We start from the raw sequence: 14,626 nt of genomic DNA on the forward strand, positions 1-14,626 counted from the left end.
GCAGTTGAAAAAGCACGTTCTGCCCTTATTACAGGTACACAACCACATGTTGACTGAATTTTTAGTGGAGACGTTTAGATGGGTAAAATTATTGGTATCGACCTGGGTACGACCAACTCTTGTGTAGCGATTATGGACGGCACTACTGCACGCGTGCTGGAGAACGCCGAGGGCGATCGCACCACGCCTTCTATCATTGCTTATACCCAGGATGGTGAAACTCTGGTTGGTCAGCCGGCTAAACGTCAGGCAGTGACAAACCCGCAAAATACCCTGTTTGCGATTAAACGCCTGATCGGCCGCCGCTTCCAGGACGAAGAAGTTCAGCGTGACGTTTCTATCATGCCTTACAAAATCATCGCAGCAGATAACGGCGATGCATGGCTTGATGTGAAAGGCACCAAAACTGCACCACCGCAGATCTCTGCTGAAGTGCTGAAAAAAATGAAGAAGACTGCTGAAGATTACCTGGGTGAGCCAGTAACTGAAGCCGTTATCACCGTACCTGCCTACTTTAACGATGCTCAGCGTCAGGCTACCAAAGATGCTGGCCGTATCGCAGGTCTGGAAGTAAAACGTATCATCAACGAACCTACCGCAGCGGCTCTGGCTTACGGTCTGGATAAAGAAGTGGGCAACCGCACTATCGCGGTTTACGACCTGGGTGGTGGTACCTTCGATATCTCTATTATCGAAATCGACGAAGTTGACGGCGAAAAAACCTTCGAAGTTCTGGCAACCAACGGTGATACCCACCTGGGTGGTGAAGACTTCGATACCCGTCTGATCAACTACCTCGTAGACGAGTTCAAGAAAGATCAGGGCATCGACCTGCGTAACGACCCGCTGGCCATGCAGCGCCTGAAAGAAGCCGCTGAGAAAGCGAAGATCGAACTGTCTTCCGCTCAGCAGACCGACGTTAACCTGCCGTACATTACTGCAGATGCGACCGGTCCTAAACACATGAACATCAAAGTGACCCGTGCAAAACTGGAAAGCCTGGTCGAAGACCTGGTGAACCGTTCTATCGAGCCACTGAAAGTTGCTCTGCAGGATGCTGGCCTGTCCGTGTCTGATATCAATGACGTTATCCTCGTTGGTGGTCAGACCCGTATGCCAATGGTCCAGAAGAAAGTGGCTGAGTTCTTCGGTAAAGAGCCACGTAAAGATGTTAACCCGGACGAAGCCGTTGCTATCGGTGCTGCCGTTCAGGGTGGTGTATTGACCGGTGAAGTGAAAGACGTTCTGCTGCTGGACGTTACCCCGCTGTCTCTGGGTATCGAAACCATGGGCGGCGTGATGACTGCGCTGATCACTAAAAACACCACTATCCCGACCAAGCACAGCCAGGTGTTCTCTACCGCTGAAGACAACCAGTCTGCGGTAACCATCCATGTGCTGCAAGGTGAGCGTAAACGTGCGTCTGATAACAAATCTCTGGGTCAGTTCAACCTGGATGGTATCAACCCGGCACCACGCGGCATGCCGCAGATCGAAGTGACCTTCGATATCGATGCTGACGGTATCCTGCACGTTTCCGCGAAAGACAAAAACAGCGGTAAAGAGCAGAAGATCACCATTAAGGCTTCTTCCGGTCTGAACGAAGAAGAGATCCAGAAAATGGTTCGTGAAGCAGAAGCGAACGCGGAATCTGACCGTAAGTTCGAAGAGCTGGTTCAGACCCGTAACCAGGGTGACCATCTGCTGCACAGCACCCGTAAGCAGGTTGAAGAAGCGGGCGACAAACTGCCAGCGGAAGATAAAACGGCTATCGAAGCTGCACTGACCGCGCTGGAAACGTCTCTGAAAGGCGAAGACAAAGCGGATATCGAAGCGAAGATGCAGGAGCTGGCACAGGCTTCCCAGAAGCTGATGGAAATTGCTCAGCAGCAGCACGCGCAGCAGCAAGCGGGCGCTGACGCTTCCGCGAACAACGCGAAAGACGACGACGTTGTCGACGCTGAGTTCGAAGAAGTTAAAGACAAAAAATAATCGCCCTGATGCAGGGTAATTAATCGGCACGGGCGTAGGAGAACTCTCCACGCCCGTGCTCGCATGTTAAGGGGCTTAAAAAAACCAATGGCAAAGCAAGACTATTACGAGATTTTAGGCGTTCCGAAAACTGCGGAAGAGCGTGAAATCAAAAAGGCGTATAAGCGCCTGGCCATGAAATTCCACCCGGACCGCAACCAGGGGGATAAAGAGGCTGAAGCAAAATTTAAAGAGATCAAAGAAGCCTACGAAGTCCTGACCGATGCACAAAAACGTGCGGCCTATGACCAGTACGGCCACGCAGCCTTTGAACAGGGCGGTATGGGCGGCGGCGGATTCGGTGGCGGCGGCTTTGGCGGCGGTGCTGATTTCAGCGACATCTTCGGCGACGTATTCGGCGATATCTTTGGCGGCGGTCGTGGTCGTCAGCGCGCAGCGCGCGGCGCAGACCTGCGCTACAACATGGAGCTGACGCTGGAAGAGGCCGTTCGCGGTGTCACCAAAGAGATCCGTATCCCGACGCTGGAAGAGTGTGACGTGTGCCACGGCAGCGGCGCGAAAGCGGGTACCCAACCGCAGACCTGTCCAACCTGTCACGGTTCCGGTCAGGTGCAGATGCGTCAGGGCTTCTTCGCAGTACAGCAGGCCTGTCCTCACTGTCATGGCCGCGGTACGCTGATTAAAGATCCGTGCACTAAATGCCACGGTCATGGTCGCGTTGAGAAAACCAAGACCCTGTCCGTCAAAATCCCGGCAGGCGTGGATACGGGCGACCGCATCCGTCTGGCAGGTGAAGGTGAAGCCGGTGAGCACGGCGCACCGGCAGGCGATCTGTACGTTCAGGTTCAGGTGAAGCAGCATGCCATCTTCGAGCGTGAAGGTAACAACCTGTACTGTGAAGTGCCGATCAACTTCGCCATGGCGGCGCTCGGTGGTGAAATTGAAGTGCCTACCCTGGATGGTCGCGTCAATCTGAAGATCCCGGGCGAAACCCAGACCGGTAAGCTGTTCCGCATGCGCGGTAAAGGCGTGAAGTCCGTTCGCGGCGGTGCTCAGGGCGACCTGCTGTGCCGTGTGGTTGTAGAAACCCCAGTGGGGCTGAACGACAAGCAGAAACAGCTACTGAAAGAGCTGCAGGAGAGCTTTGGCGGCCCAACGGGCGAGAAAAACAGCCCGCGCTCCAAAAGCTTCTTTGATGGCGTCAAAAAATTCTTCGACGATTTGACCCGCTAATCTGTTAGCCGGTTTTCCACGATATAAAGCCTGGAAGCGATTCCGGGCTTTTTTATTTTGGGGGATAGATCGGTAAAACTGAGTCTACACTCAATATTAATCTGTTTTTGCCGAGTTATTTGGCTTGGTATTATGGTTTTATCGAGGTATTGTTGTAAAAGAGAGAACTTAAATGAAATTACTACACCGTTTCTTTAGCAGTGAGGCGTCCGGTGGTGTGATCCTGATTATTGCCGCGGCAGCCGCAATGGTGCTGGCGAACCTGGGCATGACGCGCGATCTCTATCACGCATTTTTGGAAACACCCGTTGAGCTGAAGGTCGGGGCGCTGGAAATTAACAAGAACATGCTGCTGTGGATCAACGATGCGCTAATGGCGGTGTTCTTCCTGCTGGTGGGACTTGAGGTCAAACGGGAGCTGGTGTTGGGCTCCCTCGCCAGCCGTCAGCGCGCCGCCTTTCCGGTGATCGCCGCTATCGGCGGGATGGTCGTTCCGGCACTGCTGTTCCTTGCGTTTACCTGGCAGGATCCTGTTGCGCGTGACGGGTGGGCTATCCCGGCGGCAACGGATATCGCGTTTGCGCTCGGTGTCTTAGCCTTGCTCGGCAGCCGCGTGCCGATGGCGTTGAAAATCTTCCTGATGGCGCTGGCGATCATTGATGATCTGGGCGCGATCGTGATTATCGCGCTGTTTTATACCAGCGATCTGTCGATTCTGTCGCTGAGCGTGGCAGCAGGTGCAATTGCGGTCCTGGCGCTGCTGAACATTTTCAATGTCCGCCGCATCGGCATTTACATCCTCGTGGGGATGGTACTCTGGACAGCGGTATTGAAATCCGGCGTGCATGCCACGCTGGCCGGGGTGATTGTTGGCTTCTTTGTGCCGCTAAAACCGCAGGAGGGTAAATCCCCTGCTAAACAGCTTGAGCACGTCCTGCACCCGTGGGTCGCCTTTATGATCCTGCCACTGTTTGCCTTTGCTAACGCCGGTGTTTCCCTGCAGGGCGTGACGCTGGATGGGCTGACGTCTGTCCTTCCGCTGGGCATTATTGCCGGGCTGTTTATTGGTAAACCGCTGGGGATCAGCCTGTTCTGCTGGCTGGCGCTGAAGATGAAGCTGGCATCGCTGCCGAACGGCACCACCTTTGGTCAGATTATGGCTGTCGGCGTGCTGTGTGGTATTGGATTTACCATGTCGATCTTTATCTCGACGCTGGCGTTTGGCACAAATGCCCCTGAACTCATCGTCTGGGCGAAGCTCGGCATTCTTATCGGGTCATTACTGGCCGCGGTAATCGGTTATACCTTGTTGAAGGTGAAATTGCCCGGACAGGCTGTCCAGGCATAACGGAAACCGGGAGAAGATGAGCCTTCTCCCGTTACATACTCAGGGAGTGAAGACGCTATGTCTCATTTGAATTACAACCATCTTTACTACTTCTGGCACGTCTACAAGCAGGGCTCGGTGGTGGGGGCGGCTGAGGCGCTCTATCTCACGCCGCAGACCATTACCGGCCAAATCAAGGCGCTGGAAGAGCGCCTGCAGGGCAAGCTGTTCAAGCGTAAAGGCCGCGGGATTGAGCCAAGCGAACTTGGGGAACTGGTCTTTCGCTATGCGGACAAGATGTTCACCCTGAGCCAGGAGATGCTGGATATCGTCAACTATCGCAAAGAGTCTAACCTGCTCTTTGACGTCGGCGTGGCGGATGCGCTGTCCAAACGGCTGGTGAGCGGCGTGCTGGATGCCGCGGTGGTGGAAGATGAACAAATCCATCTGCGCTGCTTTGAATCCACCCACGAGATGCTGCTGGAACAGCTGAGCCAGCATAAGCTGGATATGATTATCTCGGACTGCCCCATCGACTCCACGCAGCAGGAAGGGCTGTTCTCAGTGAAGATTGGCGAATGCGGTGTCAGCTTCTGGTGCATTAATCCACCGCCGGAAAAACCCTTCCCGGCCTGTCTGGAAGAGCGTCGCTTATTGGTGCCGGGAAGGCGGTCAATGCTCGGGCGTAAGCTGTTGAACTGGTTTAACTCGCAGGGGCTGAAGGTGGAGATCCTCGGTGAATTCGACGATGCGGCACTGATGAAAGCCTTTGGCGAAGCGCACAATGCCATCTTCGTTGCGCCAACGCTGTACGTGCTCGATCTCTATTCAGACAACAAGATTACGGAGATTGGCAGAGTGGATAACGTGATGGAGGAGTATCACGCCATATTTGCCGAAAGAATGATTCAGCACCCGGCGGTGCAGCGAATCTGCAACCGTGACTACTCGGCGCTGTTTACGCCACCGGCAATCTGAAGACATAAAAAAACCCGCGTTAAGCGGGTTCTTTAAACAAGCAACAACAAGTAGCGATTAAGCCAGTTTGTTGATCTGCGCGGTCAGGTTTGCTTTATGACGCGCTGCTTTGTTTTTGTGGATCAGACCTTTAGCAGCCTGACGATCCACGATTGGTTGCATTTCGTTAAATGCGTTCTGCGCTGCAGCTTTGTCGCCAGCTTCGATTGCTGCGTATACTTTCTTGATGAAAGTACGCATCATAGAGCGACGGCTTGCGTTGTGCTTACGAGCCTTTTCAGACTGAACGGCACGTTTCTTAGCTGATTTGATATTAGCCAAGTCCAACTCCCAAATATGATCTATGTGGACAATTCAAAGGCCGAGGAATATGCCCTCTTTGCCTTCTTTTGTCAATGGATTTGTGCAAATAAGCGCCGTTAAAAAGCGACGCTACGTTACGTAGTGATGGCGCAGGATTCTACCAGCTTGTCTTGCGTGAATACAGCCTTTCGGCATAAAAATCGCAGTTCACGCGCAGATTTTTTCGCTGTGAAAGGTCAGCCTGATGAAATCATTACGGCTTTCTGTTTTGCGCGAACAATCGCCGGTTAACCTTAACCGCGGTACAAGGTATACTTTGGCGATTTTCACTGTTTTGAGCCAGACATGAAGCTGATACGCGGCATACATAATCTCAGCAGCGCACCACACGGGTGCGTGCTGACTATTGGTAATTTCGACGGCGTGCATCGTGGTCATCAGGCGCTGTTGCAGGGATTGCGTAAAGAAGGGGAGGCCCGTGGCCTGCCCGTGGTGGTGATGATTTTCGAACCGCAACCGCTGGAGCTGTTTGCGGGGGATAAATCGCCCGCCCGTCTCACTCGCCTGCGTGAGAAGCTGCGCTACCTGGCAGAGTCCGGCGTCGACTACGTGCTGTGCGTGCGTTTCGATCGTCGCTTTGCCGCACTGACAGCACAAAATTTCGTCAGCGACCTGCTGGTTAAGCGTCTTGGCGTACAGTTTCTCGCCGTGGGGGATGATTTCCGCTTTGGCGCTGGTCGTCAGGGTGATTTCTTGCTATTACAGAAGGCGGGCCTGGAGTACGGTTTTGACGTCACCAGCGCGATGACCTTCTGTGAAGGCGGCGTGCGCGTCAGCAGCACGGCGGTGCGTCAGGCGCTGGCGAATGATGAACTGGATACGGCAGAAACGCTGCTGGGGCACCCGTTTACTATCTCAGGCCGCGTCGTGCATGGCGACGCCCTGGGGCGCACGATAGGTTTCCCGACGGCGAATATCCCGCTGCGTCGTCAGGTTTCCCCGGTTAAAGGGGTCTATGCGGTGGAAGTGGCAGGACTGGGCGATAAGCCGTTTTACGGCGTTGCCAACATTGGCACGCGTCCCACTGTCGCCGGTGTACGTCAACAGTTAGAAGTGCACCTGCTGGACGTTGTAATGGACCTTTATGGTCGCCATATAGATGTAATACTGCGTAAAAAAATACGCAATGAGCAGCGATTTGCTTCACTGGATGAACTAAAAGCGCAGATTGCGCGTGATGAATTGACGGCCCGCGAGTTTTTTGGGCTATGAACCCGGCTTAAATGCCTACGTGATAAATACGGAACCGAGAATCTGATGAGTGACTATAAATCAACCCTGAATTTGCCGGAAACAGGGTTCCCGATGCGCGGCGATCTCGCCAAGCGCGAACCGGGAATGCTGGCGCGTTGGACCGATGATGACCTGTACGGCATCATTCGTGCAGCCAAAAAAGGCAAAAAAACCTTCATTCTGCATGATGGCCCTCCCTATGCGAATGGCAGCATTCATATTGGTCACTCTGTAAACAAGATTCTGAAAGACATTATCGTGAAGTCCAAAGGCCTCACGGGATATGACTCGCCTTACGTTCCGGGCTGGGACTGCCACGGTCTGCCAATCGAGCTGAAAGTAGAGCAAGAGTTTGGCAAGCCAGGTGAGAAGTTCACCGCCGCTGAGTTCCGTGCAAAATGCCGCGAATACGCTGCCACGCAGGTTGACGGCCAGCGTGCGGACTTTATCCGTCTGGGTGTATTGGGCGACTGGTCGCACCCGTACCTGACTATGGACTTCAAAACTGAAGCCAACATCATCCGTGCGCTGGGCAAAATCATCGGTAACGGCCATCTGCACAAAGGCGCGAAGCCGGTGCACTGGTGCGTGGACTGCCGTTCTGCGCTGGCAGAAGCCGAAGTAGAGTATTACGACAAAACCTCGCCTTCTATCGACGTGGCGTTCGACGCTGTCGATCAGGATGCGGTGAAAGCCAAATTTGGCGTTTCCTCCGTTAACGGCCCGGTCTCGCTGGTGATCTGGACCACCACGCCGTGGACGCTGCCAGCCAACCGTGCAATCTCCCTGTCCGGTGAGTTTGACTACGCGCTGGTGCAGATTGAGGGGCGCGCGGTTATCCTGGCGAAAGATCTGGTGGAGAGCGTGCTGAAACGCGCGAACATCTCCGACTACACCGTGCTGGGCACCGTGAAAGGTGACGCGCTGGAGCTGATGCGCTTCAAGCACCCGTTCCTCGACTTCGATGTCCCGGCAATCCTGGGCGATCACGTCACGCTGGAAGCCGGTACCGGTGCGGTGCATACCGCCGGTGGCCATGGTCCTGACGACTACAACATCAGCCTGAAGTACGGTCTGGAAATCGCTAACCCGGTTGGCCCGGACGGCTCGTACCTGCCTGGTACTTATCCGGCTCTGGACGGTATCAACGTCTTTAAAGCCAACGACATCATCGTGGATATGCTGCGCACCAGCGGCGCGCTGCTGCACGTTGAGAAAATGCAGCACAGCTATCCATGCTGCTGGCGTCACAAGACGCCGATCATCTTCCGTGCAACCCCGCAGTGGTTCGTCAGCATGGATCAGAAAGGCCTGCGTGAGCAGTCTCTGAAAGAGATCAAAGGCGTGCAGTGGATCCCGGACTGGGGCCAGGCGCGTATCGAATCCATGGTCGCTAACCGTCCTGACTGGTGTATCTCTCGTCAGCGTACCTGGGGCGTGCCGATGTCTCTGTTCGTACATAAAGAGACGCAGGAACTGCACCCGAATACCCTGGAACTGATGGAAGAAGTGGCGAAGCGCGTCGAAGTTGACGGCATTCAGGCGTGGTGGGATCTCGATGCCCGCGACATCCTGGGCGCGGACGCGGACAACTACGAGAAAGTGCCAGATACCCTGGACGTGTGGTTCGACTCTGGTTCGACCCACGCCTCGGTGGTTGACGTGCGTCCAGAGTTTGCCGGTCACGCTGCCGACATGTATCTGGAAGGGTCTGACCAACACCGCGGCTGGTTCATGTCATCCCTGATGATCTCCACCGCCATGAAAGGTAAAGCACCTTATCGCCAGGTACTGACTCACGGCTTCACCGTGGATGGTCAGGGTCGTAAGATGTCTAAATCCATCGGGAACACCGTTTCTCCGCAGGATGTGATGAACAAGCTGGGCGCAGACATCCTGCGTCTGTGGGTGGCTTCTACCGACTACACCGGCGAAATGGCGGTGTCTGACGAGATCCTGAAGCGTGCTGCCGACAGCTATCGTCGTATCCGTAACACCGCGCGCTTCCTGCTGGCGAACCTGAACGGTTTTGATCCAGTGAAGGACATGGTGAAACCGGAAGAGATGGTCGTGCTGGACCGCTGGGCGGTAGGCTGTGCGAAAGCGGCGCAGGACGATATCCTGAAAGCCTATGAGTCTTATGATTTCCACGAAGTGGTGCAGCGCCTGATGCGCTTCTGCTCCATCGAAATGGGCTCGTTCTATCTCGACATCATCAAAGACCGCCAGTACACCGCGAAAGCGGACAGCGTGGCGCGTCGTAGCTGCCAGACCGCCCTGTTCCACATCGCTGAAGCGCTGGTTCGCTGGATGGCGCCGATCATGTCCTTCACCGCAGATGAAATCTGGGGCTACCTGCCAGGCGACCGTGAGAAATATGTCTTCACGGGCGAGTGGTACGAAGGTCTGTTCGATCTCTCCAGCACCGAAGCGATGAACGATGCCTTCTGGGACGAGCTGCTGAAAGTGCGTGGCGAAGTGAACAAGGTTATCGAACAGGCGCGTGCGGACAAGAAAGTCGGCGGCTCTTTGGAAGCGGCAGTCACCCTGTACGCCGAACCTGAGCTGGCGGCAAAACTGACCGCGCTGGGTGATGAATTACGATTTGTCCTGTTGACCTCCGGTGCGAAAGTTGCGGATTATGCCGAGGCCTCTGCTGATGCTCAGCAGAGCGAGCTGCTCAAAGGACTGAAAGTCGCGCTGAGCAAAGCCGACGGTGAGAAATGCCCGCGTTGCTGGCATTACACCACGGATGTCGGCCAGGTGGCGGAACACGCAGACATCTGCGGACGCTGTGTAAGCAACGTCGCCGGTGACGGCGAAAAACGTAAGTTTGCCTGATGAGTAAAACTCTCTGTTCAACAGGACTGCGCTGGCTGTGGCTGGTTGTGGTAGTGCTGATTATCGATCTGGGCAGCAAGTTCCTGATCCTCCAGAACTTTGCTCTGGGGGAGACGGTCCCGCTGTTCCCGTCGCTTAACCTGCACTACGCACGTAACTACGGTGCGGCGTTTAGCTTCCTTGCTGACAGCGGTGGCTGGCAGCGCTGGTTCTTCGCGGGTATCGCTTTAGGTATTTGCGTCATACTGGCAGTGCTGATGTACCGTTCGAAGGCAACGCAAAAGCTGAATAACATCGCCTACGCGCTGATCATTGGCGGCGCGCTGGGTAATCTGTTCGATCGCCTGTGGCACGGCTTTGTGGTCGATATGATCGACTTCTACGTCGGCGACTGGCACTTCGCGACCTTTAACCTCGCCGATAGCGCAATTTGCATCGGTGCGGCGTTAATCGTGCTGGAAGGTTTCTTGCCGAAACCGGCCGCGAAAGAGCAGGCGTAAGCATCAACGCCGGGTGGCGCTACGCTTACCCGGCCTACAGAATTTGTGGCCTCCCGTAGGCCCGGTAAGCGTAGCGCCACCGGGAAACAGGTGACCCAAAACAAGCGAGCAATTTGCATGTCTAAATCCGTACAGAGCAACAGCGCGGTTCTCGTCCACTTCACGCTGAAGCTGGATGATGGCTCCACGGCTGAATCCACCCGCAATAACGGCAAACCGGCCCTGTTCCGTCTTGGCGATACCTCCCTGTCTGAAGGTCTTGAGCAGCAGCTTCTTGGCCTGAAAGAGGGCGAGAAAAAAGCCTTTTCGCTGGAGCCAGATGCTGCGTTTGGTGTGCCAAGCCCGGATCTGATCCAGTATTTCTCGCGTCGCGAATTTATGGACGCTGGTGAGCCGGAAATCGGGGCGATTATGCTCTTTACCGCTATGGACGGCAGCGAAATGCCTGGTGTGATCCGCGAAATCAACGGTGACTCCATTACCGTTGATTTCAACCATCCGCTTGCCGGGCGTACCGTTCATTTTGATGTTGAAGTGCTGGAGATTGACCCAGCACTGGAGGCCTAAAATGCAGATCCTGTTGGCTAACCCGCGCGGCTTCTGCGCCGGTGTAGACCGCGCTATCAGCATTGTTGAAAACGCGCTGGAAATTTACGGCGCGCCGATTTATGTGCGTCACGAAGTGGTGCACAACCGCTACGTGGTCGACAGCCTGCGCGAGCGTGGTGCTATTTTCATCGAGCAGATTAGCGAAGTGCCGGACGGCGCGATCCTGATCTTCTCCGCGCACGGCGTCTCTCAGGCCGTCCGTAACGAAGCGAAAAGCCGCGATCTGACGGTCTTTGATGCCACCTGTCCGCTGGTGACGAAAGTGCATATGGAAGTGGCGCGCGCCAGCCGTCGTGGTGAAGAGTCGATTCTGATTGGCCACGCGGGTCATCCGGAAGTCGAAGGCACGATGGGGCAGTACAGTAACCCGGAAGGGGGCATGTACCTGGTGGAGTCGCCGGAAGATGTCCTGACGCTGAACGTCAAAAACGAAGCCCGTCTGTCGTTTATGACCCAGACGACGCTCTCCGTTGACGATACCTCTGATGTGATTGACGCACTGCGCCAGCGCTTCCCGAAGATCGTCGGGCCGCGTAAAGACGATATCTGCTACGCCACCACCAACCGTCAGGAAGCGGTGCGCGCGCTGGCTGAACAGGCGGATGTGGTGCTGGTGGTCGGCTCGAAAAACTCCTCTAACTCTAACCGTCTGGCCGAACTGGCACAGCGTATGGGTAAAGCGGCATTTCTGATCGACGACGCGACGGATATTCAGGAAGCGTGGGTGAAAAATGCGGCCTGCGTCGGCGTGACCGCAGGCGCTTCCGCGCCGGATATTCTGGTGCAGAACGTCATTGTCCGCCTGCAGGAACTCGGCGGCGGCGAAGCGGTTCCGCTCGAAGGACGCGAAGAGAACATTGTTTTCGAGGTCCCGAAAGAACTGCGTATCGATGCGCGCGAAGTGGAATAACCCCTTATCTGATGAAAGGCCAGCATCTCATGTGCTGGCCTTTTTTTTGCCCCGTACTTTATCGTGACGACAAAATCATGTCTTTTACTGATATTTAAGTCTGTTTCACGTTAAATTCTAATTATCGGTGTTTTCAGTTGGCAGCCTTTGCGAAGGCTGGTTAATCTGAAAACGATTTACATCATTTTAACGTAAGAGAATAACTATGCATGATGCACAGATCCGTGTCGCCATTGCGGGCGCGGGTGGACGTATGGGCCGTCAGCTGATTCAGGCGGCACTTCAGATGGATGGCGTGGCACTGGGCGCGGCGCTGGAGCGTGAAGGGTCATCACTGTTGGGAGCCGATGCAGGTGAACTGGCGGGCGCAGGAAAGACCGGCGTCACCGTACATAGCAGCCTGGAAGCGGTTAAGGATGACTTCGATGTATTTATCGATTTTACCCGCCCGGAAGGGACGCTGACGCATCTTGCGTTTTGCCGGCAGCACGGTAAGGGGATGGTGATCGGCACCACCGGTTTTGACGACGCAGGTAAGCAGGCCATCCAGGATGCATCGAAAGAAATTGCGATTGTCTTCGCGGCAAACTTTAGCGTGGGCGTTAACGTCATGCTGAAGCTACTGGAGAAGGCGGCGAAGGTGATGGGCAACTACACCGACATTGAGATTGTTGAAGCGCACCACCGCTACAAAGTTGATGCGCCATCAGGCACGGCGCTGGCGATGGGCGAAGCGATTGCTCATGCACTCGATAAAGATTTGAAAGACTGCGCGGTCTATACCCGCGAAGGTCATACCGGCGAACGCGTACCGGGCACGATTGGTTTTGCTACCGTCCGTGCGGGTGACATCGTCGGTGAACATACGGCGATGTTCGCCGATATTGGCGAACGCGTCGAAATTACGCATAAAGCTTCCAGCCGAATGACGTTTGCCAATGGTGCAGTGCGTTCCGCTTTGTGGCTGAAAGGAAATAAGAGCGGCCTTTTTGATATGCGAGATGTGCTTGATCTCAACAATCTGTAAGCATTATTACCCATCGTGATGTGGTTATTGCAGTCGTAATATATTGATTGCATAGGGCAATATTTTATTGCCCTTTTATTTTACCTCATTTTCTTTAATTTTTGCTCTAAAGCTTAAAAACAAGCGCTTTTATCTCTTGTTTTCGTTACTGTAATGTAAATTTTGACCATTTGGTCCACTTTTTACTGCCTGGCCGAATAGTTTTTCATTAAACCATGCACGCAAGCGTTTTCTACAGTGATTTACCTGATCTTTTTGTCGCTTAAGTGGCTTTACTCTCGCCAGGCTTGCAAAAGGATAAACAAAATATCCGTTTTAAGTTGACTTTTAGCCTCCCAATCTCCAGAATGCCGCCGTTTGCCAAAAATCCGCTGGCAACACATTTGCATTGATTCATGACATGGTTATGAATTAATATGCAAATAAAGTGAGTGAATATTCTCTGGAGGGTGTTTTGATTAAGTCAGCGCTATTGGTTCTGGAAGACGGAACCCAGTTTATCGGTCGGGCCATAGGGGCAACGGGTTCGGCGGTTGGGGAAGTCGTTTTCAATACTTCAATGACCGGTTATCAAGAAATCCTCACTGATCCTTCCTATTCTCGCCAAATCGTTACTCTTACTTATCCTCATATCGGCAATGTCGGCACCAATGCGGCTGACGAAGAATCTTCTCAGGTACATGCGCAAGGCCTGGTCATCCGCGACCTGCCGCTGATTGCCAGCAACTTCCGCAGCACTGAAGATCTCTCGTCTTACCTGAAGCGCCATAACATCGTGGCGATTGCTGATATCGATACCCGTAAGTTAACGCGTCTGCTGCGCGAGAAGGGTGCACAGAACGGCTGCATCATCGCGGGTGATAACCTCGATGCCACGCTGGCGCTGGAAAAAGCGAAAGCCTTCCCGGGTCTGAACGGCATGGACCTGGCGAAAGAAGTGACTACCGCTGAAGCCTATAGCTGGACGCAGGGTAGCTGGACGCTGGAAGGCGACCTGCCGGAAGCGAAAAAAGAGAGCGAGCTGCCGTTCCACGTGGTGGCCTATGATTTCGGCGCCAAGCGCAACATCCTTCGCATGCTGGTTGACCGCGGCTGCCGTCTGACGGTGGTTCCGGCGAAAACCTCTGCCGAAGACGTACTGAAGATGAACCCGGATGGCATCTTCCTTTCTAACGGTCCTGGCGACCCGGCACCGTGCGACTACGCTATCGACGCCATCAAGTCCTTCCTGGAAACTGACATCCCGGTATTCGGCATCTGCCTCGGCCATCAGCTGCTGGCGCTGGCGAGCGGTGCGAACACCATCAAGATGAAGTTCGGCCACCACGGTGGTAACCACCCGGTGAAAGATATTGATAACAACACGGTGATGATCACCGCGCAGAACCACGGTTTTGCCGTCGATGAAGCGTCAATGCCGGCTAACCTGCGCGTGACGCATAAATCACTGTTCGATGGCACTCTGCAGGGGATTCATCGTACCGATAAGCCAGCGTTCAGCTTCCAGGGCCACCCGGAAGCCAGCCCGGGCCCGCACGACGCCGCGCCGCTGTTCGATCACTTCATCGAACTTATCGAGCAATACCGTAAGACCGCTAAATAATCAGGAGCCG

At 54.5% G+C, this 14,626-nt stretch carries 12 protein-coding genes and 1 pseudogene; 12 read left to right on the forward strand and 1 reads right to left on the reverse strand.

The window, feature by feature from the left end; all coding sequences use genetic code 11:
• Positions 1-78 precede the first annotated feature (78 nt).
• The 4 genes from dnaK (at position 79) to nhaR (ending at position 5,530) form a co-directional block, all read left to right on the forward strand.
• On the forward strand, positions 79-1,992 hold the full coding sequence (dnaK, locus tag G0034_RS03345) for a molecular chaperone DnaK (protein WP_014882491.1): 1,914 nt from the start codon (positions 79-81) through the stop codon (positions 1,990-1,992).
• 87 nt (positions 1,993-2,079) lie between these two features.
• Positions 2,080-3,225, forward strand: a complete 1,146-nt coding sequence (gene dnaJ / locus G0034_RS03350) for a molecular chaperone DnaJ (protein ID WP_014830600.1) — start codon at positions 2,080-2,082, stop codon at positions 3,223-3,225.
• 172 nt (positions 3,226-3,397) lie between these two features.
• Positions 3,398-4,573, forward strand: a complete 1,176-nt coding sequence (gene nhaA / locus G0034_RS03355; RefSeq protein ID WP_063943959.1) for a Na+/H+ antiporter NhaA — start codon at positions 3,398-3,400, stop codon at positions 4,571-4,573.
• A 57-nt stretch (positions 4,574-4,630) separates the two neighbouring features.
• Positions 4,631-5,530 carry a transcriptional activator NhaR gene (gene nhaR / locus G0034_RS03360; RefSeq protein WP_014882493.1) on the forward strand — a complete coding sequence of 300 codons (900 nt, stop codon included), beginning with the start codon at positions 4,631-4,633 and terminating at the stop codon, positions 5,528-5,530.
• Between the two features lie 57 nt (positions 5,531-5,587).
• On the opposite strand, the gene rpsT is transcribed toward nhaR, so the two are convergent.
• The gene (rpsT, locus tag G0034_RS03365) at positions 5,588-5,851 is read right to left on the reverse strand and encodes a 30S ribosomal protein S20 (RefSeq protein WP_003856458.1); all 264 of its coding nucleotides are present in this window, start codon (positions 5,849-5,851) and stop codon (positions 5,588-5,590) included.
• Positions 5,852-6,003: 152 nt separating this feature from the next.
• Here rpsT and G0034_RS23260 point away from each other — a divergent pair.
• The 8 genes and pseudogenes from G0034_RS23260 to carA all read left to right on the forward strand — a co-directional run bounded on the left by G0034_RS23260 (position 6,004) and on the right by carA (position 14,616).
• Positions 6,004-6,171, forward strand: a pseudogene (locus tag G0034_RS23260) (DUF2575 domain-containing protein).
• 7 nt (positions 6,172-6,178) lie between these two features.
• Positions 6,179-7,105 carry a bifunctional riboflavin kinase/FAD synthetase gene (gene ribF, locus G0034_RS03380; protein WP_014882494.1) on the forward strand — a complete coding sequence of 309 codons (927 nt, stop codon included), beginning with the start codon at positions 6,179-6,181 and terminating at the stop codon, positions 7,103-7,105.
• A gap of 45 nt (positions 7,106-7,150) precedes the next feature.
• Positions 7,151-9,967: an isoleucine--tRNA ligase gene (ileS, locus tag G0034_RS03385; protein ID WP_023332058.1), complete on the forward strand. Its 2,817-nt coding sequence runs from the start codon at positions 7,151-7,153 to the stop codon at positions 9,965-9,967.
• Positions 9,967-10,467, forward strand: a complete 501-nt coding sequence (gene lspA, locus G0034_RS03390; protein WP_008502034.1) for a signal peptidase II — start codon at positions 9,967-9,969, stop codon at positions 10,465-10,467. Before ileS ends, lspA begins: the two co-directional genes overlap by 1 nt.
• Positions 10,468-10,584: 117 nt before the next feature.
• Positions 10,585-11,034, forward strand: coding sequence for an FKBP-type peptidyl-prolyl cis-trans isomerase (gene fkpB, locus G0034_RS03395; RefSeq protein WP_003856450.1), 450 nt, complete (start codon positions 10,585-10,587; stop codon positions 11,032-11,034).
• Position 11,035: 1 nt separating this feature from the next.
• Positions 11,036-11,986 (forward strand): 4-hydroxy-3-methylbut-2-enyl diphosphate reductase, encoded by a 951-nt coding sequence (gene ispH / locus G0034_RS03400; protein ID WP_014882496.1) that lies wholly within the window; start codon positions 11,036-11,038, stop codon positions 11,984-11,986.
• A 205-nt stretch (positions 11,987-12,191) separates the two neighbouring features.
• Positions 12,192-13,013 carry a 4-hydroxy-tetrahydrodipicolinate reductase gene (gene dapB, locus G0034_RS03405; protein ID WP_179120515.1) on the forward strand — a complete coding sequence of 274 codons (822 nt, stop codon included), beginning with the start codon at positions 12,192-12,194 and terminating at the stop codon, positions 13,011-13,013.
• A gap of 454 nt (positions 13,014-13,467) precedes the next feature.
• Positions 13,468-14,616, forward strand: a complete 1,149-nt coding sequence (gene carA / locus G0034_RS03410; protein WP_014882498.1) for a glutamine-hydrolyzing carbamoyl-phosphate synthase small subunit — start codon at positions 13,468-13,470, stop codon at positions 14,614-14,616.
• The last annotated feature ends 10 nt before the right edge of the window (positions 14,617-14,626 follow it).

The organism is Enterobacter sp. T2 (genome assembly GCF_010692925.1).
Taxonomy (GTDB): domain Bacteria; phylum Pseudomonadota; class Gammaproteobacteria; order Enterobacterales; family Enterobacteriaceae; genus Enterobacter; species Enterobacter kobei.

Coding starts and splice junctions, on each gene's coding strand:
- dnaK (WP_014882491.1), top strand. CDS start 79: ATGGGTAAAATTATTGGTATCGACCTGGGTACGACCAACTCTTGTGTA.
- dnaJ (WP_014830600.1), top strand. CDS start 2,080: ATGGCAAAGCAAGACTATTACGAGATTTTAGGCGTTCCGAAAACTGCG.
- nhaA (WP_063943959.1), top strand. CDS start 3,398: ATGAAATTACTACACCGTTTCTTTAGCAGTGAGGCGTCCGGTGGTGTG.
- nhaR (WP_014882493.1), top strand. CDS start 4,631: ATGTCTCATTTGAATTACAACCATCTTTACTACTTCTGGCACGTCTAC.
- ribF (WP_014882494.1), top strand. CDS start 6,179: ATGAAGCTGATACGCGGCATACATAATCTCAGCAGCGCACCACACGGG.
- ileS (WP_023332058.1), top strand. CDS start 7,151: ATGAGTGACTATAAATCAACCCTGAATTTGCCGGAAACAGGGTTCCCG.
- lspA (WP_008502034.1), top strand. CDS start 9,967: ATGAGTAAAACTCTCTGTTCAACAGGACTGCGCTGGCTGTGGCTGGTT.
- fkpB (WP_003856450.1), top strand. CDS start 10,585: ATGTCTAAATCCGTACAGAGCAACAGCGCGGTTCTCGTCCACTTCACG.
- ispH (WP_014882496.1), top strand. CDS start 11,036: ATGCAGATCCTGTTGGCTAACCCGCGCGGCTTCTGCGCCGGTGTAGAC.
- dapB (WP_179120515.1), top strand. CDS start 12,192: ATGCATGATGCACAGATCCGTGTCGCCATTGCGGGCGCGGGTGGACGT.